Genomic DNA, 23,518 nt, shown 5'->3' on the forward strand with positions numbered 1-23,518 from the left:
CCGTGCCTCGTATTTTTTCTCTGTGCTGCTGTCCGGGCCTACTCGCCCTTCCACTGCGGCGCGCGCTTCTGCGCAAACGCCAGCGGACCCTCGCGCACGTCGTCCGACCGGAACAGGCCGGCCACCGCCGGATAGCGGTTCTGCCGGATGTAGGCATCCGCCATCGTCGGCTCCGCCAGGCCTTTGTTGACGATCTCCACGGACGCGCGTATCGACATCGGGCTGCAGGCCATGATCTCTGCCGCAAGGCGCCGGGCCGCCTCCATCAAGCCGCCCGGCGAGGTGACCTGGTTGACGAAGCCGAGCGACAGCCCCTCCTGCGCGCCCACGCGCCGGCCGGTCAGGATCATCCCCATCGCCTGCTTCAGCGGAATCTGCTGCGGCAGCCGGAGCAGCCCGCCCGCCAGCGCGGCAAGGCCGACCTTCGGTTCCGGCAGGGCGAACACCGCATTGTCGGCGGCGACGATCAGGTCGCACGCCAGCGCGATCTCGAAGCCGCCGCCCATCGCCACGCCGTTCACTGCCGCGATCACCGGCTTGGTGCGGCCGAAGCGGGCAGTCAGGCCGGCAAAGCCGGTCAGGGGCGGCTCGATGCTTTCGCCGCGCGCCATCGCGGTAGCGGTGAACTTGAGATCGTTGCCGGCGCAGAAGGCACGGTCGCCCGCGCCGGTGATGATCGCCACCCATTGCGACGGGTCGCGGTCGAACGCGTCGAACACCTCGGCCAGTTCCGCGTTGGCGGCCGGGTGCAGGCAGTTCATGGACTCGGGACGGTTGATCATGACGATCGTCAGGTGGCCTTCGCGCGTCACGCTGCAATACCGGTGCGGCAGTTGCCGGCGATCGCGCGGTTCGGCGCCGGCTTCCCAGACGGGCAGGCCGAAGGTGTCGATCCGCACGTGCCCCATGCTGCCAACGGCGGTGCGCGCGGTGGAGAGCAGCAGTTCCATCGAGGCACCATCGTCCGTCATGACTTTCGCCATCACGCGCTGGTTGGCGGGCGTGCGTCCGATCACGATGCCATTGAGCGGCTTGCCATCCCGCGCGTACTGCACGGTATAGGTCTCGACGGTGGCCGGGCCCTGGTAGTCCTCCACCAGCGCCGGCACCTCGCCGCGCGTGCGATCCGCCTCGTCCTGCACGGAATACTCCAGCGCCAGCGGGGCGGCCGGCGGCTGCATGCTGACAACCAGCGTGTGATGCTTGTTGACATAGCCGCCCTGCCCGTACAGCAGGCCGACCTCGCCCGGCGCCGCGCGCAACGCGCGCACCATCGCGCAGATGGCGTGGCCCATGTAGTTGTTCAGGGGGCCACCGAAGAAGGTCAGGCCGCCGGTCACCGTCGGCACATGTCCGGCGGGATCGAGGCCCAGCGTGCGCAGCGCCATTTTTGGCACGACCGGGAAGCAGCTATACAGTTCCAGCTTGTCGAAGCGGCGCGCATCGCCGCCGACGAACTCCGTCGCCCGACGCAGCACCGCCGCCTGCGCGGTGCTGTGCGCGTAACCGTCGCGCAGCAAATAGTCTTCCGGCTCGCACGCATGCGCGCCGCCCCAGATATGCACCATGCGGTCTTCCGGCACCCCGGCGGCACGCGCCGCCGCAAGGCTCGTGACGATGACCGCCGCCGCCTGGTTGACCTGTGGATTGGCCACCATCAGCTTCGGATAGGGCCAGTTGATCAGGCGGTTCTGCTCGCTGACCTCCGCGATGGCCTGCGCGTCCGGCGCCTTGCCGATCCACGCGGACGGATTCGTGGCCGCCACGCCGGCGTACTGCGCCCACAGGCGGGCCGACTCGGCCTGCGCCTGCTGCGGCGACTGGCCCCATGCCGCCTGCACTGCCATCTCGTACAGCGGGTAGACCTGCGCCGGGTCCATCACGCGCAGGCGCTTCGCCACGCGACTCATCGCGAACCGGCTGGAGGGGAACTCCACCGCATCGTCCTTCGAGACCAGCGGGCTCCAGTCCAGCTTTACCTTGTCCTTGCGGGCCCGGGCGCGGGCATGCATCGCCTCGCCCCCGACGATGGCGGCCACCGCCTGCTCGCCCCGCGCGATGCGCACGGCGGCTTCGTGGACCAGGCGGGTCGGCGTCTCGCCGCCAATGCTGGCGTTGACCTTGCGCGCCGGGTCGATGCCGAGGCGCTGGCAAAGCTGCGTGACGGGGTCGGCATAGCGCCAGCTCACGAAACCGACGACTTCGATGGATTCGACGCGGGACAGCAGCGCGCCGCCACTGTCGGCCTCGGCGGCGCGCAAGGCTTCCGCCATCAGCGCCAGCGGCTCCTGCGACTGCGCGGGATCGGCGGGCCGGTCGACGAACTCGCCGACGCCGACGATCACGGGAATGTGCTCAGGCTTGTTCATTGACAGTGCTCCATTCGGTCAGGCCGTCCAGCGCTTCGATCCGGACGCCATCGGCCAGCAAGGGGTTGATCTCGAGCGATACGAGGTCCGGGCCGAGGGCGAGGGCCGCCTGGCCGATGTCCACCACGACGCGCGCCAGCGCCTGGCGGTCCACGGCGGCGGCGCCACGGAAGCCGTCTAGCAGCGCGCGGCCGCGCAGTTCGTCGAACATCGCCAGCGCATCCTGCTCGCTGATGGGCAGCAGGCGCATGCTGGTGTCCTTGAGCGCCTCGACAAAGACGCCGCCGAGACCGACGACGATGGCCGGGCCCCATTGCGGGTCGTGCAGCGTACCGACGAACAGTTCCACGCCCGTGGTCCGCATGGGCGAGACGATCACGCCGCTGATACGCGCCTCCGGACGAGCCGCGCTGACGGAGGCCATGATCCGGTCGTATGCCGTGCGCACGGCATCGTTGCCGCGCACGTTGAGCACCACGCCGCCGACTTCGGTCTTGTGCGCGATGTCGGGCGACAGGATTTTGAGCGCGACCGGCTCGCCGAGGGAGGCAGCCACGCGCACGGCCTCGTCAGCGGAATCGACGATGCTCGCCGGCACGACCGGCACCCCCTGGGCGGCCAGGTAATCCAGCACCTGCCGCTCGGTGGCGGGACGGCCGCCGGCAACCTGCGCCGACGCCGCGACGACGGCCGCCCTGGTCTGGCGCGCTTCCCATTCCCCCCGGCGCAGCAGGTGCCCGATCGCGCTCAGGCAGTGGCGCACGCCTCCGCCCGAATACACGACGCCGCACTCCTCGGTCAACGCCCGCGCATCGGCATTCACCGCCGAGAACGTGCTGCTCATCATCAGGCACGGCTTGCCGGTGGTCTTGAAGCCCTCGCCGACATGCTTGATGAACATCCGCGCCGCACCGCGCTTGTCCTCCTTGAGCGGCGCCTCGAACATGAAGCCCAGGATGCCGACCGACGCGTCACCGGCCAGCGTCGCCAGCGTGCGCGAAATCAGTTCGGGCTGGAGCATGGCGGCGCCCGTCAGGTCGAGCGGGTTCGCGGGTGTCGCGAGCGCGGGCAGCGTCTCGCGCAGCGCACCGGTGGTTTGCTCCGCGAGTTGGGGAATCGGGATGCCGCCGGCTTCCGCCTGGTCCGTCACGATTTCGCACAGGCCGCCCGACATCGCCGACACCGCCAATCCCTTGCCCCGCACAGGACCGAGCCGTGCGAACAGGTCCGCCGTCACGACCAGTTCCTCCATCGAATGCACGCGCGAGATGCCGACCTGGCGGCACATCGCGTCGAAGACGCGGTCGTCGCCCACCAGCGAGCCGGTATGCGCCTGCGCGGCGCGGGCGGCGGCCTCGCTGCTGCCGACCTTCAGCACCACAACCTGCTTGCCGGCGGCGCCGGCGGCCTTCACGGCATCGATGAAGCGCGCCGGGTTGCGCACCGATTCCAGGAACAGCGCGATCGCCTTCGGTTCCGGCAGCCGCGCCAGGTATTCGATGGCGTCGGCCACGTCGATATCCGCCTCGTTGCCGGTGGAAATCATGTGCGTCAGGCCAACGCGCTGCTGGTAGGCGAACTGCTCCAGTTGGCTCGCCACCGACCCGCTTTGCGAGACGAGCGCGACATTGGGATTCGCCATTGGCCGGCGCAGCGGCGTGGTCCAGATCGGCGTGCTCGCCACGAAATTGGCGAAACCGAGGCAGTTGGGCCCAAGGATGCGGATGCCTGCCGCACGTGCGGCGTCCGCCATCCTGCGCTGCCGGTCGGCGCCGGATTCGCCCACCTCGGCAAAGCCGGCCGACAGGATGACCGAGCCACACACGCCGGCCTGCTCGAGATCGTCGAAGACCTCGGCCATCTTCGATTCCGGCACCATCAGCAGCGCGGCGTCGATTTCCTCGCCGGTGGCGGCGCAGCTTGTCGCTGCCGGCGCACCGAAGAAGGTGCCGCCCTTGGGGTTGATGAAATGAAGCTTGCCTGAAAAGCCGAAGCGCATCAGGTTGTCGTATGCGGCCGTCGACCAGATAGACCGTTCAGTCGCGCCGACCAGCGCGATCGAGCGCGGGTTGAACAGCCGTTCGAGCGAGGCTTTGGTTTGGGGGCGGGGTGCTGTAGCGTTTTGCACTTTATGGCTCTCTGTTGCGGATACGGGCGGGCACGCCGGTGCTCACCGGCGGTCATTTGGCGGTCAATTGGCTTCTAGGGGCTTGAGCGCAGCGCCTGCCTGCGCCCTGGCCGGAACTTTCTTCAGCAGGAAGTGCGAAAGGCTCGGGATCAGGACCAGGGCGCCGACCATGTTCCACAGGAACATGAAGGTCAGCAGGATGCCCATGTCGGCCTGGAACTTGATGGGAGAGAACGCCCACGCACCCACGCCCGCGGCCAGCGTGATGCCGACCAGCGCGACGACCTTGCCCGTGAAGCGCACGGCGCCACGATAGGCTTCCGCCAGGTCCGCGCCCTGACGCATCAGCGTCAGTTGCGCGCTGACGAGGTAGAGGGCGTAGTCCATGCCGATGCCCACGCCCAGCGCGATCACCGGCAGCGTGGCCACCTTCACGCCCATGCCGAGCTTGACCATCAAGGCCTCGCACAGGATGGAGGTCAGGATCAGCGGCAGGATCGTCACGACCGTGGCGCGCCAGCTACGGAAGGTAATCATGCAAAGCACGATCACCGACAGGTAGACGAGGACGATCATGGTCCGATTGGCCTGCTTCACGACGATGTTCGTGATCGCCTCGATGCCCGCCGAACCGGCCGCCGGCAGGAAGCGCACGTCGGCGCGGTCGTGGGTGGCGGCAAACTGCTCGGTGGCTTCCAGCACGCGGCCGAGGGTGTCAGCGCGGTGATCCGTCAGGTAGGCCACTACCGGAGTCACCGAGCAGCTTGAATTGACCACATCAGGATTGGCGTCCTGCGCGCGCAGCACCGCCGTGTTGACGAGGTTCTGGTTATGGCTGACCGAAATCCACTTCGGCGCCGCCTCGTTCAGCCCGGCCGAGACGTTGGCGACGGCGTCGGCCAGCGACGTAGTCGTCTGCACGCCTTCCACGTCGCGCAGGGTGGCGTCCAGGCGGTCAATGTCCATCAGTACCTGCGGCTTCAGGCAGCCGTCCCGCTCGGACTTGACGATGACCGCGAACTGGTCGGACGACAGCCCATAGTGCGAAGTGATGTAGGCGTTGTCGAGGTTGTAGCGCGAGTTCGCGCGCAGTTCCGGCGCCCCCGGGTCAAGGTCGCCGATCTGCAGGTGCAGGCTGACGACGAAGCCGCCCAGGGCCAGCGCTGCCGCAGCCAGCACCGTCGGCAGGGCCCAGCGGCGTTCGGTGAAGCGGTCGAGCAGGTCCCACAGCTTGCCGAGGCCGCGCCCGGAATCCGTCGCCTCGTCGCTGCGCAGGCTGTGCTGCGCCGCCCGGCCGCTCACGCCCATGTACGACAGTAGCGTCGGCACTAGGATCAGGTTGGTGAACACAAGCATGGCCACGCCCAGGCTGGCGGTGACGGCAAGGTCGCGGATGACCGGGATGTCGATCACTGCCAGCACAGCGAAGCCCACCACGTCGGCCATCAGCGCGGTGAAGCCGGCGAGGAAGAGGCGGCGGAACGTGTAGCGGGCGGCCACGTACTTGTCCATGCCGCGGCCCACGTCCTGCATGATGCCGTTCATCTTCTGCGCGCCGTGCGAGACACCGATGGCGAACACGAGGAAGGGCACCAGCATCGAATACGGGTCCAGCTCGTAGCCGAACAGCCGCACCAGCCCGAGTTGCCACACCACCGCCACGACGGAGCACGACAGCACCAGCACCGTGCTGCGGACGCAGCGGGTATAAGCGTAGATCAGTCCGGCTGCGATCGCCGCCGTGAAGGCGAAGTACAGCATCACCTCGCGCAGGCCCTCGATCAGGTCGCCAGCCAGCTTGCCGAAGCCGACCACGTGGATCTTGATCTTGCCGGGCTTGCCGGGGACGAGGCTAGCCGACTTGGCGCGCAGTTGGCTCTCGATATCGCGGCCGAGCCGGCCGTAGTCGATGCGTTCGCCGGTATCCGCGTAGCGATCCAGCAGCGGCACTACGATCATGCTGGAGCGCAGGTCGTTCGCAACCAGGGTGCCGACCAGGTTGGCGCGGCCGACGTTGGTCCGCAGGTCGGCAATGGATTGCGGCGAGCCGTTGTAGTTCGCCGGCAGGACCGCGCCGCCCCGATAGCCTTCCTCGGTGACCTCGACCCAGCGCACGCCCGATGTCCAGATCGACTTCATGAAGGGGCGATTGACGCCCGGCAGGAGGAACAGCGTGTCGTTGACCGCGCGCATCGCTTCGAGGTACTCGCGGTCGTAGATGTCGCCCTCGGTGTTCTCGACCACCACCCGCAGGTTGTTGCCCAGCCCGCGCAACTCGCCGCGGTTCTCCAGGTAGTTGCGGATGTAGGTATGGGTCTGCGGGAGGAGCTTGTCGAAGCTCGCGTTGACTTCCAGTTTCGCGGCCAGGAAGCCGAGGACGACCGTGATCAGCACCGCCAATGCCAGGACCCAAGGGCGGTGATTGAAGACCAGGCGTTCCAGGACGTTGCCGGATTTGGGATCGAATGCGGAAGTCGCTTCCGTCATCGGTGCATCCGTTCCATTCTGCTGTACATGCATGGGCGACCTCATTCCGATTTGATGCTGTTGCCAGCGGACATCGCGCCCGCCACCGTGGCGACCGGCTGGCCGGCCGCACCCGGCGCGACCACGCGCACGCCATGCGCGCCGGTCAGCAGCAGTTGCCCGTCGCGGGTTTTGCTCACGCCGAAGACTGGCACCGGGCTGCCTTGTGCAAGACGGTTCATCTTGTTTGTGGCGGCGCCCGCTTCCAGCAGTTCGCCGGCCGCGCTGGTCAGGATCAGGCGGCCGCCGGCCAGGAAAATCCCGCCGGTCAGGTTGCTTTGCGTGCCGGTGTCCAGGCGCTCCCAGCTTTTGCCGGCATCGCGGCTGCGCAGGGCATTGCCCCGGAGACCGAACACGGCAACGTCGTCGCCATTGCCCGCAATGCCGAAGAAGGTGCCCGGATAGGGCGTGGCCACGCGCTCGAAGCGCCCGGTGGCCGGGTCCTGCTTCAGGACCAGTCCCTGCTCGCCGGCTATCCAGAGCGTGCCGGCGGCGCTGGCGAGGCCGTAGAGATGCATGTTCTGCGGGTTGTCGATCTGTTCGCCGATCGGGTGCCAGTTGCGGCCGCCGTCGTCGGTGCGCAATGCCAGGTTGTACGCGCCGATGGCGATACCGTGCGTGGCGTCGGTGAAGCGCACGTCGAACAGCGGACGGCCCGGGCCGTCGGCCTTGAAGAGTTCCGCTTCCTGCAGGTCGCGGCGCGCGCGTTCGTCGCCGGCGTCCGCCGCCGGCTTGCTGTGCTTGATGAGCAGGTCCGGCAGGGTGCGGCCGTCGAGTTGCCGCTCCCAGGTCAGACCGCCGTCGTGCGTGTGAAGCACCACACCGGCATGCCCGACCGCCCAACCCTGCGTGGCCGTCGGGAAATTCACGGCCAGGAGGTCCGTCGACACAGGCACCTTCGCCTGCTTCCAGTGGGCGCCGTTGTCATCGGAGGTCAGCACGACACCCCGCCTGCCGACCACGACCAGCCGGCCGTCCGGGGTGCGCGTGGCACCCACCAGCATGGCACGCTCGGCATTGACGCTCATCCGCGCCGGCTGGTCCAGCGGGTCCAGGAAGACGTTTGGCGCGGCGCTTGCCAGTTGAGCGCCGAGGAGCGTGGCCGCGGCAAGACCTATCCTTATCGCTGGATACATGAAAGACCTCGAGACGTTTGTGGAGCGAAGCGATGCGGGAGATTCGGGGAGCGGTCCGGTCAACCGGGTTGCACCGGACCGCTGCTGCGTGGATTGCCGGCAGGTCAGCGTCCGCTGCGCGCCTGCATGGCGTCCGGCACGAACTTGGAGTTGGCGTGCGGCTTGTCGAGGATGAACCAGCCGAGGTTGGGGCCGTCCCCCGCCGCGGAGGCGATGGCATAGGCGCCCGTCGACAGGTCATACGTCCAGTACGGCCACGACCACGGCACCTGCTTGTCGTAAAGCTGGGTCATGCCCATGAAGGTGCCCTTGTAGATCTTGCCCGCATGGTCGTACATGTCGGCCACGCCGGCGCCGGACCAGTCTTCGTCGATATAGAACACGCGCTTGCTGTAGACGTGACGGGCGCCCGGCTTGAGCGTGGCTTCCACCACCCACACCCGATGCAGCTCCCAGCGCACGAAATCCGGATTCATGAACTTCGGTCCGAGCAGTTGGTCGCTCTTGACGTTGAAGTGGACATCGTAGGAGCTGTACGGGATGTACATTTCCTTCTTGCCGACCAGCTTCATGTCCCAGCGATCCATCTTGCCCGACAGCATGTAGGCGTCGTCATAGACCATCACACCACCGGCCGAGGCAATCGGCGTGTCATAGGAGATGTCCGGCGCGAGGCGGACGCGGCGCGTGCTGGCCGAGTACGCGTAAGCGCGGCGCGGCTTGTCCTCGAAGTCGGTGTTGTCCTGCCACACGTTGGCGTCGCCCACGGCGCGGGTCGGGCCGGTGAAGTTCAGCGCCATGCGCAGGAAGGACTGGCGGTCGACGTTTTTCGGCCAGTCGGCCGGCCAGTTGTACGGATAGTCCTGGTCGTACTGCACTTCACCGGACTGGACGATCTTGCCCGTGCTGTCCACGTAGATGTTGCGCACCCAGCCCTTGGCCGCCGTACCGACGTAGCGCAGTTGCTGGTTGTACATGACCTCCAGGCCGCTCTTCGGGATCGGGAACGGAATGCCGCCGTCGGCGCCTTCGACCGCCATGCCATCCTTCCCGAGCTTGGCCGTGGTGGCGTTGTGCAGGGTCTTGTCGAGGAAGAACTGCGGCCAGTTCGCCGTGCGGTGCGTCTTGTAAACGTCCATCCGGTAGTCGGGGAAGCGCTTGAAGAGGGCCTTGCTGGCCTCCGAGAGCTTGTCGCCGTACTTGTCCATGTTCGCAGCGGTGATCGTGAACAGCGGCTTCTCGCTGGCGAACGGATTCACCCACTTGCCCGAGTCCTTCTTGAAGCCGGAAGGATCGAGGTTGGTCGGCAGACCGCCATCGTAGACAGGAATGGTCCCGTCCTTGTTGGCGGCCTTCTCGGCGCCGACGGCAGTCAGCGTCGAGCCCAGTTGCTTCGCCTGGTCGGCGCTAACGGCGGCATGCGCCGTGCCGGCAATCAGCGCCAGCGACGCGATGGCGGCGATCTTCGATCGTAGTTTCATGTTGTCTCCTTCTCTCTGCACGTCAGAACGACGTTTGATAAGTCAGCATCAGGTTGGCCTTGTCGTTGTACGGCGCCCCCAGCACCAGACCGCGCGCGGGGTCCGTCTTGCCGTGGTAGTAGTTGAACGACAGGTCGATGAAGTGACGCTGGTACACCGCGGCGGACAGACCGACCTTCACGGTCTGCGCGCCTTCGAAGCCGCCGCTGTTCGTCGGCGCCGATCCCTTGAAATTGATGGAGTAGAACAACGGCATCGAGAGGTCGACGCCCGGGAACACTTGGGTCCACGTCGGCGTAAAGGACACGCCGAACGTCCAGAACGTCCGCGTCGAGCAGCCCGCGACGATGTCGGTGGTGGTGCACCCGGCCGCCGCATTGCCGTTGCCGCGATAAGCCGCCGCGTTATCCGTTACCTTGACCAGACTCGTCATGGCGAGTTCGGTCGCCAGCGCTGCCGACGAGAACACCGGCGACTGGCCGAACGTCTTGACGCCATTCAGCAGCGCATGGAATGTTTCGCCGCGGGCACCGTAGGAGTCGGGCCCCGCCTGGCCCCGGCTGTTCAGCGGCATGTTGGTGCGGTACGAGACCTCGCTGCCAAGCGAAACGCCGCCCACCATCTTCGCCAGGCTCAGGCCGTACAGGTTGACGTCGCGTGCATAGACGGCGCGGCGCAGGCCGGTCGTCGTATCGAGCTGCGATGCCCAGGGGTTCTTTTCGTCGAAGTTGCGGTAGTACATGCCGATGGTGCCCTGGTCGAGCCAGTCCGGCCGCCACCGCGCCGACAGGCCGATGTCGCCGCCCTTCCCGTTGACGGCGCCTTCGCGCCCCACGTTCGGCCCGAGCAGGATGGTGTCGGCGGCGCCGAAGTAGGTGCCGCCTTCTGGCAGCCGGTTCGTGGCCCAGCTAAAGGTGTACTGCCCGGCAACGCTGACCTCGTCCGTGAGTTGCGCGATCGCCGACATCTGCCAGACGGGCAGCGCGGTTTCCTTGGCCGAGGCGCCCGGATTGGCCACGGCCTTGTTCGAATCAGACGGTGCTTGCGAGTAAGCCACCGAGTTGGTGCTCCCGAACAATCCCTCGCCCCAGATCACTGCATGCTTGCCGAGGCGCACATCGACCGGGACCGTGCCGACGTCCGCGCGGCCGAAGACGAAGGCGTCGAGGACTTCGCCCGACGGGCCGCGGTAGTACCGAGTGACCGGCGACGTAAAGCGGTCGTTCACGTATGCGGACGGATTGTTCGTATGCGCGGCGTTGCTGCCGTAGGAGGCGTCGTACCAGGCGGCAGTACTGACGCGCGCGCCGAACTCCTTGTACCGCATGTCCAGTTCGCTCAGCCAGTCGAGCCGGTTGGTGAAGAAGTCACCCTTCTTGAAGAGCGAGTTGCTCTGATCGAACGGGAAGCCGGCGGCATTGTTGATGCTATTGCTCGCATTCTGCAGGCGGTTGCCGAGGCTGTAGCGCAGTGTGTTGTCCCAGCGCACCTTGACGTCCGATTCGCCGGTGTCGAACTCCATCGACAGGGCCGGCACCGCGACCATCACCAGGGCGCCTGAAAGCGCAATCCGCAGGCCGGCATTGAGACGGCGACTGCCGCCCATTCGCCGGCAGCCATCACCTTCCTTTCTGTTCACCATGTCTCCCATCACTTTGTCTCCCACCCTTTTAAATTCGATTCCTGTGCAGACCGCACATTTCTGAATTCACTTCTTGTCTCTTTCCGGACTATTTCCGCGATAGTGCAATGGCTATCGATGCGAGATCGCGGGTAATGCTGGAAGTAGGTTACTGAGGGATGGCGCGTCAAACGATCGTCCCTTTCGACGATTTCCCGCGCGTGCAACAGGGTGGGGATGAACGGTCGACGACGTGGCGAATTACTTCGCTTCCGTCAAGGTGTCTGGCGGTCGTAACACTCGTCGTTTTCGACGATTTCTCGCGGTGACATGGGAATTCTCGATACGGGGTATTCAATCCGACATAGGATTCGGAATCCGCGGCAGGTCTGGATTTCCGCATTGCCGTGAAGCACAATTTCCACCATTGGAGACAGAACGATGAACGAGCCATCGCTGATCAACCATCGGCCATTCGACGGCGTGGTCCAACTGACGATCAACCGGCCATTCGCGATGAATGCCGTGACAGTCGAACTGGCGGATGCGCTGGCAGACGCGCTGCGCGACGCTGCCTCCGACGCAACGGTGCGCGCCATCGTGCTGACCGGCGCGGGAGAGCGCGCCTTCAGCTCGGGCTACGACATCAAGGAAATGTCAGGCATGGACGCCGACGCCATGCTGCTGGCCACCATCCATCGCTGCCCCGTCATACGGGCCATTGCCCGGCATCCGAAGCCGGTGATCGCTGCAATGAACGGGTTGGCGCACGGCGTGGGCGCGCTCTATGCGATGGCGGCCGATATCCGCATCGCGTGTCACGAAGTCAGCTTCCGCGTCGCCGCCGCGCTGCATGGCGCGGCCGAGGGCGCCTGGCAGCTTCCGCATATCGTGGGGGCGGCGCGCGCCAAAGAAATCCTGCTGACCGGGCGAGTGGTGGGTGCCGAGGAGGCACTGGCGATCGGGCTGTACCACGAAGTCGTGCCGCGCGAAGCGTTGTTGCAGACCGCCCTGGAGAAGGCGCGGCAGATCGCAGCCATGCCTCCGATCGGCACGCAATGGGTCAAGCGCCTGATCGACGAGGGCATCGGCCACAGCCTGGATGACCAGTTCCACGCCGAGCAACTGGCGCTGGCCACTGTCATGCGCCCGCTCGGCGGCCGGGAGACGTTCGATACATTCCTGAGTAAGCGACGCGACTGAGTGCAGTGGCGCGCCCCATGCATTCGCACGGGCGCGCTTGTCGCGCCTCCGGCTACAGCGTCTGGCCTGGCCGAAAAAACGTCAGCACGTCGGTGACCGAATCCTTGTCGAAGCGGCGCATCGTGGCAAGCCGGACCGCCTCCCCATAGCGCGCCGCCTGCGAGCCATAGCATGTCCCCTCCGGCGGTCCGGACAATGCCGCCTTCATGCCAACCGTGGCTTCCATGTCGATCTTCTGTCCGCGTGCCACGAACAGCGCCTTCTGCATGACGAAGTAGTGCTCATGCTGGTCAGCGGGGACATTGGTGCGCACCCACGACATGAATCCCCTGAACACGCTCAGCCCCCGGCATGCCTCCGGCGCCACGATTCGCTCGTAGTTCTCCATCGTGAAGTTCAACGTCGGCACGCCGTTCACGCCCAGCGTGGCAACGACCATTTCGTCGCCCTGGCTGTCTGGCACGACCACGTCGTAGCGACGATCTTCCCTGCCATGCCAGGCATGCGTCGCGGCCAGGCAGAACATGTCGAACATGTGCGTGCATTGCTGGCTGGCGTCCGTCTGGCGGGCAATGTCGAACAGGCTGTCCGACAGCCGGCTGCCCACCATGACCTCCAGCGCGTTACCCGCGCCCGCGCAACTGGTGAGCGGCTGCCGGTGCCACGCGCTGCCGACGCTGGTCACCACGCCATCCTGGTGCGTCAGCGATATCTGGAAGGCGTGGCCAATGTCCTCCATCGCCAGGCAGACCTGTCCCGGTGATGGGGTGCTGATCTGCAGGGACCGCACGTAGACACCGTTTCCGTACTCCGCCCGTTGCGGCATGGTTCGCAGGCTTGCGTCAGTGATCATCTTGGTTCCGGGAACGTCCGGCATGAGGGGCACAGAGGGCATAAGGGCTATGCAGACAGCTCGGCCGCGCCGTGATCGAAGCTCATGTGGCGGCGCAGGACAACCGGCTTCCCGCCATGCAGACGCTTAACCATCCAGTGCGCCAGGGCCGAATCGAGATGAGTGGTGTGGCCGGGGAACCAGTCGGCAAGGTGCGCGACAAAGTCCCGGCCGATGGCGACGTCCCCCTCCTGCACCAGCGCCAGCACGTCCCGCGCCGACTTCAGGACGGCCGCATGCTCGTCGATATGGCAATCGCGCGGCGGGAAGTCGTGCTGGACCATGAGCGCGTCCTCGGCATCGAAGTGCTCCTTCAGGTGCTCGTGGAGGCGCGCCAGGCCGTCCGCGAGGTCTTCCTCGGCGCATTGCGACAAGGACGCGATTTGCGCCACGAATTCGCGATGCACCGCATCCATCGGCTCGTAGCCAAGGAGCAGGTTGTCATTCCAGGCCAGTTCGTCAACGTGCTCAGCGGACATCTTGTTCTCTGTCAGGGGGACGGGTGGTTTGGAGTCGCGCCGTCAGCGCACTTTCGGCAATGTAAGGTGCGCATCGGCGTACTGCTTGCGCAATTCCGGCTTGGAGATCTTCCCCGCGGCGAGGCGGGGCAGCGGCTCGTCGCGGACCGCGACGTAGCGCACCACCTTATAGTCGCTAAGATGCTTGCAGCAGTGGGCGATCAGCGCCGGTATCTCGATGCCGCCCGGCGCGTAGATCGCGGCCATCGGCGTCTCGCCGAAGCGCTCGTCCTTCGCCGCGATCACCGCCACCTCGTCGACCCCCGGGAATTCCGAGATCACCCGCTCCACCTCCGCCGCGGAGATGTTCATGCCGCCGGAAATGATGATGTCCTTGATGCGGTCGAGCATGGTCAGCAAGCCGTTCTCGTCTAGCACGCCCAGGTCGCCCGTGCGCAGCCAGCCATCGACCAGCACCTGCGCGGTGGCCTCCGGATCGCACCAGTAGCCGACCATGACCGCCGGTCCCTTGATGACGATCTCGCCCGGCACGCCAGGTGGACAGAAATTGCCGTCGGCGTCGATCGTAGCGATGCGCGTCAGCGGCATGCCACGCCCGCATTTCTCCGGGAACTTGACTGCATCGGCAACGGGATTGATGGTGGCGCAGCCGCCGGCTTCGGTCTGGCCGTACATCTGCTGGAAGACCAGCCCCCGCTGCATCCACGCTTCCAGCAGTTGGCGGGAGACCCGGGCGCCGCCCGATTGCAACATGCGAATCGACGACAGGTCGGTCGAAGCGAAGGACTCGCACGCAACCATGCGCTCGAAGAACACCGGCACGCCCATCAGGATCGTGATCCGGTCAGTCTCGACGCGCCGCAGAGCCTTGGCCGGGTCAAAGCTGTCCTCAAAGTAGGCAGTGCCGCCATACACCAGCATTTCGGTCAGCACGTAGTAGCCCGCCGAGGTACACAGTGGACCGAACACCATCACGCGCGGGTGCTCGACCGCCCGCGCGGCTGCAAGCGCGAGGTCCGCGAAGCCGCCGAGCATGGTGCGGTGGCTATAAACCACGCCCTTCGGGTATCCCGTGGAACCGCTCGTGCCAATGATGACGACCGGCGTGTCGGGACCGATCGCCGGGTCGCGTGGCCGGCCCGATGGCGTCGCGTGACGAAAGCGGCTGATCTCGTCCAGCGGCAGGATGCCGATGCCTGGCGCCGTCTCGCCAATGGCGACCGCATGTTCCGTCCGATCCCGGTCGTGGAAGATGAAGCGGGGCTCATAGCGGCCGACGACATGGCTCGCCTCGCTAAGCGTAAAGCGCGGGTTTACCGGCGCCAACAGGCCGCCCGCGCGCATTACCGCCTGCGACATCACGCACCATTCGAGACTGTTGGTGGCATAGATGCTGACCCGATCGCCGGCCTGCAGTCCGAGCCCGATCAGCCAGTCACACGCAGCGTCCGCCCAGGTGCCAAGTTCACCATACGTCACGCGGTCGTGGCTGGTGACAATCGCCAGTTCGTCCCGGCGTTCCGTCGCCCACCATTTGATGGCATCGATCAGCGTACCGTTCATAAATCTCCTCTCAGGCCCCGGTTCACCAGGTGCTTTCTATTCAATTCCAGCGCAGGATCAGGCGGATGCCGCCTCGGCCTGCCGGCTCGACCATGCCTTCTGCACCTGCTTCGCGGCCTTGAAGGCGGGACGCTCCTGCAGGCGCGCCCAGTATGACAGCACCGCCGGCGGCAGGTCCGGTTGCAGGCCGACCAGCCGGCTCAACAGCAGCGCGTAGCCAACGCTGATGTCCGCCGCGGTGAAGCGGTCGGCCACCAGATAGTCATGCTGCTGCAACGCCGATTCCACGAGGGCGAGGCGGTTGAAGAAGAACTCCCGATAATCCGCCACGACAGCCGGCTGGCGCCTCTCCGGCGGCTCGAAGTATGCGTAGCGCATCAGCGTCGCCAGCGGCGTGGTGAGCGACGCCTCGCCGAAGTGCAGCCAGTTCAGCCACTGGCCGTAGTCTGCATCGTCGCGCGCCACTGCCAGGCCACCCGACGGATAGCGGGTCGCCAGGTACTCCAGGATCGCCGCCGATTCGTTCAGCGTCGTCGCGCCATCCTGCAGGCAGGGAACGGACCCAGTCGCATTCACCCGCAGGTACTCCGGCGCGTGGATCCGGGGCGGGAAATCCATGATCTTCGCCTCGTAGGGCAGCTTCATTTCCTCCAGCAGCCAGAGGCAGCGGAACGATCGCGCGTCGTTGCAATGGTACAGGGTGATCAAGTTCGTGACTCCTTCTTTCTGACGGATTTGCGGGGAAGTTCGACGGAATTAGAGCACGGCGCCGCCGCCGGCCCGATCGTCGAAAGCGACGATTGCCAGTGCCGAATGCACAAACCTAAGATGCCTCCACAACGCAAGTGGAGTGCCGCCGGCCGCTGCCCGTGAAGCGCATCCCGCGTCGCCTTTCCCCGAGGGGGGCCCGCGCCGCCTGGCGCACCACATTGATCTTCCAGAAGCGAGGATTGTATGGATCAGAACGAGATCCTGATAGACAAGAGCCGACCGGGCGTCGCGGTGCTGACGCTGAACCGCCCCGAACGCCTGAACGCACTCAGCCAGCAGACAGTCCGCCGGCTTTCCAACGCACTCGACGAACTGTCCCGCGACGAGAAGGTCAGGGCAATCCTGCTTACCGGCGCGGGCCGTGGCTTCTGTGCCGGATGGGATCTCTCCAGCCCTCTGACCGACAGTTCCGGCGAGCCGATCGAGGCGCCGGCCTCAGTGACCGACTACTACCGCGGGCAGCAACTGTTCGCCGGCATGGTCCGCCGCCTGCGCGCAAGCCCCAAGGTCATCATCGCCGCGATCAACGGCGCCGCCGTGGGTGCGGGCTTCGCGCTGACGCTGGCGGCCGACATCCGGCTGGCGTCCCGATCCGCCGCGTTCCATGTCGGCGCGGTGCGCATCGGGCTCACCGCCGGGGAATGCGGCATCAGCTATCACCTCCCCCGCCTCATCGGCGCTTCGCGCGCGTTCGAGATCATGCTGTCTGGTCGCCCCGTGCAGGCGAGCGAGGCGGAGCGCATTGGCCTGGTAACCGCGGCGGTCGATGACGACCAACTGCTGGAGCAAGCCCTGGAGACCGCCGCCCTCGTGCTGCGCAACAGCCCTTATTCGACCCATCACACCAAGCAGCTCATGTGGGCCAACCTGGAAGCCGGCAGCCTCGATGCGGCGCTGGAAGTGGAGAACCACGCCCAAGTGCTGGCCCTGATGACCGAAGACTTCCACGAAGCGTCCCGCGCCTTCGCCGAGAAGCGAACGCCGGCATTTACCGGCCGGTAAGGCCGCCCCTCTGAACCGATCAGCCCGACTCGATGGAGACGCAAGCATGGACTTCTTTTCCGATTACACCCTCACCATTGGCGGCAAGGCACGCGCGACGGCGCGCAGCCTTGACGTGAAGAACCCCGCGACCGGTCAGCCGTTCGCGGCCGCGCCGGCCGCCTCGGCACAGGATCTCGACGACGCCGTCGCCGCCGCACAGGCTGCGCTCCCGGCCTGGAAGGCGTTGCCGATCGCGGAACGCCGGAACGTCATCAACGCGGCGGCCAACGCGATCAAGGCGAACGCCGACGATCTGGCGCGCCTCTTCACGCTGGAACAGGGCCGCCCGCTGGAGGCCGCCCGTCAGGAAATCCTGTTCGGCTCGTTCTGGCTGAAGGCCGTGGCGAAGCTAGACCTGCCGGTCGAAGTGGTCGAAGACACGCCTGCGCGGCGCGTAGAAATCCACCACGAACCGCTCGGCGTAGTCTGCGCGATCGTGCCGTGGAATTTCCCCTTCCTGCTGGCCACGTGGAAGATCGGCCCGGCCTTGCTCGCCGGCAACACGATGGTGATGAAGCCGTCGCCCTTCACGCCGCTGCTAGCGCTCAAGCTCGCCGAGCTGTGGCGTGAAATCCTCCCGCCCGGCGTCTTCAATGTCCTCTCCGGCGGCGACGAACTCGGCCCACTGATGACCGCCCATCCGGGCTTCGCGAAGATCTCGTTCACGGGTTCGACGGCCACCGGCAAGCGGGTGATGGAAGCCGCCGCGCGCGACCTGAAGAGCATCACGCTGGAACTGGGCGGCAACGACGTGGCGATCATCATGCCGGACGTCGACATCGACCAGGTTGCCCGGGAAATCTTCCACGGCGCCTTCTACAACAGCGCGCAGGTGTGCGTGGCCACCAAGCGCCTGTACATCCACGACGATATCTACGACGCCCTGCGCGACCGGCTGCACGCACTGGCACTGGAAGCGAGAGTCGACGACGGCATGAAGCCGGGCACCCACTACGGCCCCGTCCAGAACGAACCGCTCCATCGCCGCCTCCTGGGCCTGATCGACGAAGCCCGCGCCGAGGGCCTGACGCTGCTCACCGGCCGCGAGACGCCCGACAACGGCGGCTACTTCGTCCCGCTTACGCTGGTGGACAACCCGCCCGAGCATGCGCGCGTCGTGGCCGAGGAGGCATTCGGCCCGGTCCTGCCGCTGCTCCGGTTCACGGACGTGGAAGACGTGATCCGCCGCGCGAACGACAGCAACTACGGCCTGGCCGGCGCCATCTGGTCGAAGAACGTCGACAACGCGGTAGCGATTGCGAAGCGCCTCGAAACCGGCACGGTCTGGATCAACCAGAACTTGCAGAACGCGCCGCACATCCCGTTCGCGGGGCAGAAGGAGTCCGGCATTGGCGTGGAAAACGGCATGGAGGGGCTGAAGTCGTTCACCCAGATCAAGTCCATTTTCATTCCCAAGGCACAGGCCTGAGGGAGTGTGCCGCAAGGATCGACGCCGGCTGCCCGATAGCCGGCCAAGGAGAAGCAATGAGTGTGCAAGAGCCCGCGCTGCGCTGGCAGCTGAAGCGCCGTCCGAAGGGCGCCATCGAACCGGAAGACCTGGAACTCGTCGCGTACCGGCCGGCACCGTTGGCCAATGAGCAGATCGAGGTCCGCAACATCTACCTCTCACTCGACCCCACGCAGCGGATCTGGATGAGCGACCGGGAGCAGTATCTGCCGCCCATCGAAGTGGGCAGCGCGATGCGCGGCACGACGGTTGGCGTGGTCACGGACTCCCGCTCCGGGCGCTTCAAGGCCGGCGATCTCGTGCAGTTGGGCCTAGCCGGCTGGGAAACACTCAGCGTCACCGATGCGCGCATGGCGCGGCCCGTCAGCCCCCTGCCGGGTGTGCCGCTGACGGCCACGCTGAGCGTGCTGGGCGCCACCGGCCTCACCGCCTGGTTCGGCATGACGCGCGTGGGACAGGTCAAGGCCGGCGACACGGTCGTGGTCTCGGCCGCCGCCGGGGCGGTCGGCTCCGTTGCCGGCCAAATCGCGAAGCTGCGCGGTGCACGCGTGATCGGCATCGCGGGCGGCAAGCAGAAATGCGACTGGCTGACCGGCGAACTCGGCTTCGATGGCGCCATCGACTACAAGCGCGAAGATGTCGGGGCAGCGCTCGACCGCCTTTGCCCCGACGGCATCGACCTCGACTTCGAGAACGTGGGCGGCGCGATCATGGAAGCCGTCTACACGCGCATGAACACCTTTGGCCGCATGGTCCTGTGCGGCATGATTTCGAGCTACGAAAAGGATGGCCCGGTGCCGGGACCGGCCGACTTCTCGCGCATCCTGATGCGGCGGCTGCGCATCGAGGGATTCGTCGTCGTGGATCACCTCCCGAAGGCGAAAGAGGCGTTGGCCGAGCTGGAGCCCTGGGTGGCCGGCGGTCAGATCCAATGGCGGGATCACGTCGTGCCGGGCATCGAAAACGCGCTGGAAGCGATGCAGATGTTGTTCTCCGGCAGGAATGACGGCAAGCTGCTGGTCGGCATCACGCAGGAGTCGGACGGGAGGGCCCGACCATGATCAAGATCGTCTTCTGCCTCCGGCGGCTCCCGTCCCTGAGCCGGGCGGAATTCCAGGCCTACTGGCGTGACATGCATGCGCCGCTCGTCGCGGAACATGCGCCGACACTCGGCATCGAGCGCTACGTCCAGTGCCACACCCTCGACGACGCCACCTTCGCCAGCTTCTCGCGCAGCCGTGGCGGCCACCCGCCGTTCGATGGCGTGGCCGAACTCTGGTTCTCCGAAGTGCCGGCCGGCCCCGTAGAGGAGCGTCGGCGCGCCAGCCAGATCCTGCTAGATGACGAGCACCGCTTCATCGACCTGCCGGCCTCGCCGATCTTCTTCACGCGGGAACATGAAGTGCTGAAGGATTTCATCGACCTCCGCGCGCGGCGGTGAGCGTTGCGCGCCTGTTTGCCTGTGTGCCGACCGTGTCGGCACATTCCACCCCCGCCCAATCCCGACCCGACATGAACACACCCGCTGGAAAAGTCTTTGTGATTACCGGCGCCGGCCGCATGCGCGGCATCGGCCGCGCCACCGCCCTGCGTCTTGCGCGCGACGGCGCGGACGTTGTGGTAACTGCCCAGCGCCGCAATCCCGCGAGCTTTCCCGAACACGAGCGCGCGGCGCAATGGCGCGGGATCGAATCGCTCGCCGAGGAGATCAGAGGGCTGGGCCGCCGCAGCATGGCGATCGAATGTGACGTGACGCGCGGCGCCGACGTTGAATCCATGATCCACGCGGCCGTGGAAGGCATGGGCCGCATCGACGGCGTGGTCAACAACGCCGGCGTCCCCAGCGGTGCGGGCGACATGCCGATCGTTGACCTCGATGAGGCCGAGTGGAAGCGCACGATGGCCGTCAATCTCGACGGTGTGTTCCTGGTATCGCAGGCCGTCGCGCGCGTGCTGATCCGCCAGGGCGAGGGCGGCGCGATCGTCAACCTGTCCTCCGTGGCCGGACGGATCGGCATGGCGAACTACGGCGCCTACAGCACCACCAAGTTCGGCGTGATCGGCCTGACGCAGCAGATGGCGCAGGAACTGGCGCGGCACGACATCCGCGTCAATTGCATCTGCCCCGGGTTGACCGACACCGACATGCTGGACGGCACCTTCGGCCGCTCCGCTGCCCGCTCCGGCAAGGCATTCGACACGATCAAGAGCGGCAGCGTGCGGGGCGTCCCTATGCGGCGCCAGGGAATGCCCGACGAGCAGGCAGCGGCGATCGCGTTCCTGCTGAGCCCGGATGCGTCCTACATCACCGGCCAGGCCATGAACGTCGACGGCGGCATGCGCATGGACTGAGTCATCGGGAGCGATCGTTCCGTTCCCGGCAAATTTCACGACCGCTATGGTTGTAGCGGCCTTCACAGGAGATTGACCATGGAACTTCGGTGGAGCGACGCCGAACTTGCCTTTCGCGATGAAGTCCGAGCGTTCATCCAGGCAAACCTGACCGACGAGCTGCGCGACGCGGGCCGCCACATGACGAGCGTCTATGTTGACCATCACGCCTCGATCACCTGGCAGCGCAAGCTGTTTGAAAAGGGCTGGGGCGCCCCGTCCTGGCCCGTGGAGCACGGCGGGTGCGACTGGAGCGTCGCGCAGCGCTACCACTACACCCGCGAGCGCCTAACAGCCGGTGCACCGCCGGCCCCGCTAGGCATCCACATGTGCGGCCCGGCGCTGATCCGCTACGGCACCGACGCACAGAAGGCGTTTTTCCTGCCGAAGATGCTCACCGGCGAGCACTACTGGTGCCAGGGCTACTCCGAGCCCAACTCCGGCTCCGACCTCGCCTCGCTCCAGATGCGCGCCGAGGACGACGGCGATGACTTCCTCTGCAACGGCTCCAAGATCTGGACGACCCACGCCAACGTGGCGAACTGGATGTTCTGCCTCGTCCGCACTGAGAAGTGCGAGCGTCCGCAGCGCGGCATCACGTTCCTGCTGATCGACATGGCGAGCCCGGGCATCACCGTGTGGCCCATCGTCGCGCCATCGGGCGAGCACATCCAGAACCAGGTGTTCTTCGACAACGTGCGCGTGCCCAAGGCCAATGCCGTGGGGAAGATCGGCGATGGGTGGGCCGTTGCGAAATACTTGCTGGAGCATGAGCGGGGCGGCACCGCCTACGCGCCCGATCTCCAGGTCAGGCTGGACCGGATCGCCGCCTTCGCCGCGACGGTCCCGGGCCACGACACCTCCGCTCTCATCGACGACCCGGCCTTCGCCCACAAGCTCGCCGCCGCGCGCATCCGCGTGCACGCGCTGGAGTTGTATGAATTCCGCGCCATGTCGGAGGCGGCGAACGGCGGTTCGCCCGGCCTCGCGGCATCGGTGATGAAAGTCGTCGGCACCGAACTGAGCCAGCACGTGACCGAGCTGGCGCTCGAAGCTGCGGGCGACTACGGCATCGCCTATCAACCCCAGGCCACCCGGCCCGGCGGCCCGGTGGTATTGCCGTTCGGCGCCGGGCCGCATGTGGGCCCGGCCTTTGCCGCCATTGCCCCGCTGCACTACCTGAACGACCGGGCCGGGACGATCTACGCCGGCTCCAACGAGATCCAGCGGAACATCATCGCCAAGGCAGGGCTGGGCCTCTGATGACGCCCGGCATCGCACGCAACCGAGATCCGAGACACCCATGCACTTCTCGCTGAACAACGAACAGACACTGCTGCGCAACAGCCTGCGGGCGTTCCTGCGCGACCGCTATCCCTTTTCCTCGCGCAAGGACGCCAGCCAATCGGACAAGGGCTGGCGCCCCGACATCTGGCGCGCGCTCGGGAAGGAGCTTGGCATCCTGGGCGCGGCCCTTCCGGAAGACGTGGGCGGCAGCGGCGGCGGCCCGGTCGAGAACATGATCGTCATGGAGGAACTGGGCCGGGCCCTCGCGCTGGAGCCGTTCGCGGAATCGGTGGTGATGGCCGGCGGGTTGCTGCGCCGCGCCGTGGGCCAGCGCGCACGCGACCTGCTCGCCGCCGTGCTCGCCGGAGACGACACCGTTGCGGTGGGATGGAACGAGCCTGGCGCACGCTTCGGACTTGCAACGGTCGGCACGCAGGCACGGAAGCAGGGCGACGGATGGTGTCTCGACGGTCACAAGGTGGCCGTCATCGGCGCGCAGTGGGGGTCCAGCCTGATCGTCACAGCCCGCAGCGGCGGCGCCGCGTCAGACCGTTATGGCATTTCCCTCTTCCTCGTCGAGCGCGAACGTCCTGGCGTGACGCTGCGCGAGTACCACACCATCGACGGCCGGCGCGCGGCGGACGTGGTTCTCGACGGCGTGATGCTTCCCGCCGATGCGCTGCTGGGCGCTGAGGGCCAGGCTTTTGACCTCATCGAACGCATCGCCGACGAGGCCGTGGCGGCGCAATGCGCGGAGGCGGTCGGCCTAATGGAAAGGATGCTGGAGGACACCGTCGCCTATACCCGCCAGCGCGAGCAGTTCGGCCAGCCGATCTCGTCCTTCCAGGTCCTGCAGCACCGCATGGCGGACATGATGATCCAGGTTGAACTGGCCCGGTCGTCGGTCTACGGCGCGACGTTGAAGCTGGATGCGGAACCGGCCGAACGTGCAAGGGCGGCGTCCGCCGCGAAGGTCACGACCGATCAGGCCTGCCGCTTCGTCGGCCAGAACGCCATCCAGCTTCACGGCGGCATGGGCATGAGCGACGAGCTTCCCGTCACGCATTACTTCAAGCGGGCCACGGTTCTTGGCAATACGCTGGGCAGCGCGGACTTCCATGTCCGGCGTTTTGCGGGATTCGAGCGCGAAGCGGCTTGA

General features: G+C 66.5%; 18 protein-coding genes. 8 read left to right on the top strand and 10 right to left on the bottom strand.

Translation table 11 applies throughout. From position 1 onward, the window contains the following. Window positions 1–38 precede the first annotated feature (38 nt). The 6 genes from DN412_RS12130 to DN412_RS12155 form a co-directional block, all read right to left on the bottom strand. A complete protein-coding gene (locus DN412_RS12130; protein ID WP_115015560.1) occupies window positions 39–2,369 on the bottom strand; it encodes an enoyl-CoA hydratase-related protein in 2,331 nt (776 codons plus the stop codon). Next, window positions 2,356–4,497, bottom strand: coding sequence for an acetate--CoA ligase family protein (locus tag DN412_RS12135; protein ID WP_115015564.1), 2,142 nt, complete (start codon window positions 4,495–4,497; stop codon window positions 2,356–2,358). Before DN412_RS12135 ends, DN412_RS12130 begins: the two co-directional genes overlap by 14 nt. A 63-nt stretch (window positions 4,498–4,560) precedes the next feature. Next, the gene (locus tag DN412_RS12140) at window positions 4,561–6,984 is read right to left on the bottom strand and encodes an efflux RND transporter permease subunit (RefSeq protein WP_244222640.1); all 2,424 of its coding nucleotides are present in this window, start codon (window positions 6,982–6,984) and stop codon (window positions 4,561–4,563) included. Window positions 6,985–7,025: 41 nt separating this feature from the next. Next, window positions 7,026–8,159: a WD40/YVTN/BNR-like repeat-containing protein gene (locus DN412_RS12145; RefSeq protein WP_115015573.1), complete on the bottom strand. Its 1,134-nt coding sequence runs from the start codon at window positions 8,157–8,159 to the stop codon at window positions 7,026–7,028. A 104-nt stretch (window positions 8,160–8,263) separates the two neighbouring features. Next, window positions 8,264–9,640 carry a DUF1329 domain-containing protein gene (locus tag DN412_RS12150; RefSeq protein ID WP_039013912.1) on the bottom strand — a complete coding sequence of 459 codons (1,377 nt, stop codon included), beginning with the start codon at window positions 9,638–9,640 and terminating at the stop codon, window positions 8,264–8,266. Between the two features lie 22 nt (window positions 9,641–9,662). After that, complete coding sequence (locus DN412_RS12155; protein WP_161563998.1) at window positions 9,663–11,246, bottom strand: DUF1302 domain-containing protein; 1,584 nt, start codon at window positions 11,244–11,246, stop codon at window positions 9,663–9,665. 456 nt (window positions 11,247–11,702) lie between these two features. Here DN412_RS12155 and DN412_RS12160 point away from each other — a divergent pair, with 456 nt between their 5' ends. Then, entirely contained in the window at window positions 11,703–12,464 is a 762-nt protein-coding gene (locus tag DN412_RS12160; protein ID WP_115015580.1) for an enoyl-CoA hydratase/isomerase family protein, read from the top strand. A gap of 52 nt (window positions 12,465–12,516) precedes the next feature. On the opposite strand, the gene DN412_RS12165 is transcribed toward DN412_RS12160, so the two are convergent. Genes DN412_RS12165 through DN412_RS12180 form a run of 4 tightly spaced genes read right to left on the bottom strand, consistent with a single transcriptional unit; the run spans window position 12,517 to window position 16,106 of the window. Continuing rightward, window positions 12,517–13,317 carry a DUF2889 domain-containing protein gene (locus tag DN412_RS12165; RefSeq protein ID WP_161563999.1) on the bottom strand — a complete coding sequence of 267 codons (801 nt, stop codon included), beginning with the start codon at window positions 13,315–13,317 and terminating at the stop codon, window positions 12,517–12,519. A gap of 47 nt (window positions 13,318–13,364) precedes the next feature. Next, window positions 13,365–13,835, bottom strand: coding sequence for a bacteriohemerythrin (locus tag DN412_RS12170; protein ID WP_115015586.1), 471 nt, complete (start codon window positions 13,833–13,835; stop codon window positions 13,365–13,367). 42 nt (window positions 13,836–13,877) lie between these two features. Next, entirely contained in the window at window positions 13,878–15,398 is a 1,521-nt protein-coding gene (locus DN412_RS12175; RefSeq protein WP_115015590.1) for a class I adenylate-forming enzyme family protein, read from the bottom strand. Window positions 15,399–15,455: 57 nt separating this feature from the next. Further along, window positions 15,456–16,106 carry a glutathione S-transferase family protein gene (locus DN412_RS12180; RefSeq protein WP_115015594.1) on the bottom strand — a complete coding sequence of 217 codons (651 nt, stop codon included), beginning with the start codon at window positions 16,104–16,106 and terminating at the stop codon, window positions 15,456–15,458. Window positions 16,107–16,352: 246 nt separating this feature from the next. Between DN412_RS12180 and DN412_RS12185 the strand changes: the two genes are divergently transcribed. The 7 genes from DN412_RS12185 (at window position 16,353) to DN412_RS12215 (ending at window position 23,518) form a co-directional block, all read left to right on the top strand. Next, on the top strand, window positions 16,353–17,171 hold the full coding sequence (locus tag DN412_RS12185) for an enoyl-CoA hydratase/isomerase family protein (protein WP_115015597.1): 819 nt from the start codon (window positions 16,353–16,355) through the stop codon (window positions 17,169–17,171). Window positions 17,172–17,217: 46 nt separating this feature from the next. Then, complete coding sequence (locus DN412_RS12190; protein ID WP_115015601.1) at window positions 17,218–18,642, top strand: aldehyde dehydrogenase family protein; 1,425 nt, start codon at window positions 17,218–17,220, stop codon at window positions 18,640–18,642. A 56-nt stretch (window positions 18,643–18,698) separates the two neighbouring features. Further along, a complete protein-coding gene (locus DN412_RS12195; RefSeq protein WP_115015604.1) occupies window positions 18,699–19,742 on the top strand; it encodes an NADP-dependent oxidoreductase in 1,044 nt (347 codons plus the stop codon). Then, window positions 19,739–20,122, top strand: coding sequence for an EthD domain-containing protein (locus DN412_RS12200; protein ID WP_115015608.1), 384 nt, complete (start codon window positions 19,739–19,741; stop codon window positions 20,120–20,122). The genes DN412_RS12195 and DN412_RS12200 overlap by 4 nt, the downstream gene beginning before the upstream one ends. A gap of 71 nt (window positions 20,123–20,193) precedes the next feature. Further along, window positions 20,194–21,033 (top strand): SDR family NAD(P)-dependent oxidoreductase, encoded by an 840-nt coding sequence (locus DN412_RS12205; protein ID WP_115015611.1) that lies wholly within the window; start codon window positions 20,194–20,196, stop codon window positions 21,031–21,033. Between the two features lie 78 nt (window positions 21,034–21,111). Next, a complete protein-coding gene (locus DN412_RS12210; RefSeq protein ID WP_115015614.1) occupies window positions 21,112–22,335 on the top strand; it encodes an acyl-CoA dehydrogenase family protein in 1,224 nt (407 codons plus the stop codon). A 40-nt stretch (window positions 22,336–22,375) separates the two neighbouring features. Continuing rightward, a complete protein-coding gene (locus DN412_RS12215; RefSeq protein ID WP_115015617.1) occupies window positions 22,376–23,518 on the top strand; it encodes an acyl-CoA dehydrogenase family protein in 1,143 nt (380 codons plus the stop codon).

This window comes from Cupriavidus lacunae, from assembly GCF_003353055.1.
Lineage (GTDB): Bacteria > Pseudomonadota > Gammaproteobacteria > Burkholderiales > Burkholderiaceae > Cupriavidus > Cupriavidus lacunae.

Bases quoted from the DNA above. Each gene is read 5' to 3' on its own strand.
- DN412_RS12175 (WP_115015590.1), bottom strand. From the start codon at position 15,398: ATGAACGGTACGCTGATCGATGCCATCAAATGGTGGGCGACGGAACGC.
- DN412_RS12205 (WP_115015611.1), top strand. From the start codon at position 20,194: ATGAACACACCCGCTGGAAAAGTCTTTGTGATTACCGGCGCCGGCCGC.
- DN412_RS12200 (WP_115015608.1), top strand. From the start codon at position 19,739: ATGATCAAGATCGTCTTCTGCCTCCGGCGGCTCCCGTCCCTGAGCCGG.
- DN412_RS12130 (WP_115015560.1), bottom strand. From the start codon at position 2,369: ATGAACAAGCCTGAGCACATTCCCGTGATCGTCGGCGTCGGCGAGTTC.
- DN412_RS12140 (WP_244222640.1), bottom strand. From the start codon at position 6,984: ATGACGGAAGCGACTTCCGCATTCGATCCCAAATCCGGCAACGTCCTG.
- DN412_RS12145 (WP_115015573.1), bottom strand. From the start codon at position 8,159: ATGTATCCAGCGATAAGGATAGGTCTTGCCGCGGCCACGCTCCTCGGC.
- DN412_RS12185 (WP_115015597.1), top strand. From the start codon at position 16,353: ATGGATCAGAACGAGATCCTGATAGACAAGAGCCGACCGGGCGTCGCG.
- DN412_RS12170 (WP_115015586.1), bottom strand. From the start codon at position 13,835: ATGTCCGCTGAGCACGTTGACGAACTGGCCTGGAATGACAACCTGCTC.
- DN412_RS12215 (WP_115015617.1), top strand. From the start codon at position 22,376: ATGCACTTCTCGCTGAACAACGAACAGACACTGCTGCGCAACAGCCTG.
- DN412_RS12195 (WP_115015604.1), top strand. From the start codon at position 18,699: ATGAGTGTGCAAGAGCCCGCGCTGCGCTGGCAGCTGAAGCGCCGTCCG.
- DN412_RS12210 (WP_115015614.1), top strand. From the start codon at position 21,112: ATGGAACTTCGGTGGAGCGACGCCGAACTTGCCTTTCGCGATGAAGTC.
- DN412_RS12190 (WP_115015601.1), top strand. From the start codon at position 17,218: ATGGACTTCTTTTCCGATTACACCCTCACCATTGGCGGCAAGGCACGC.
- DN412_RS12160 (WP_115015580.1), top strand. From the start codon at position 11,703: ATGAACGAGCCATCGCTGATCAACCATCGGCCATTCGACGGCGTGGTC.
- DN412_RS12165 (WP_161563999.1), bottom strand. From the start codon at position 13,317: ATGATCACTGACGCAAGCCTGCGAACCATGCCGCAACGGGCGGAGTAC.
- DN412_RS12155 (WP_161563998.1), bottom strand. From the start codon at position 11,246: ATGGGCGGCAGTCGCCGTCTCAATGCCGGCCTGCGGATTGCGCTTTCA.
- DN412_RS12150 (WP_039013912.1), bottom strand. From the start codon at position 9,640: ATGAAACTACGATCGAAGATCGCCGCCATCGCGTCGCTGGCGCTGATT.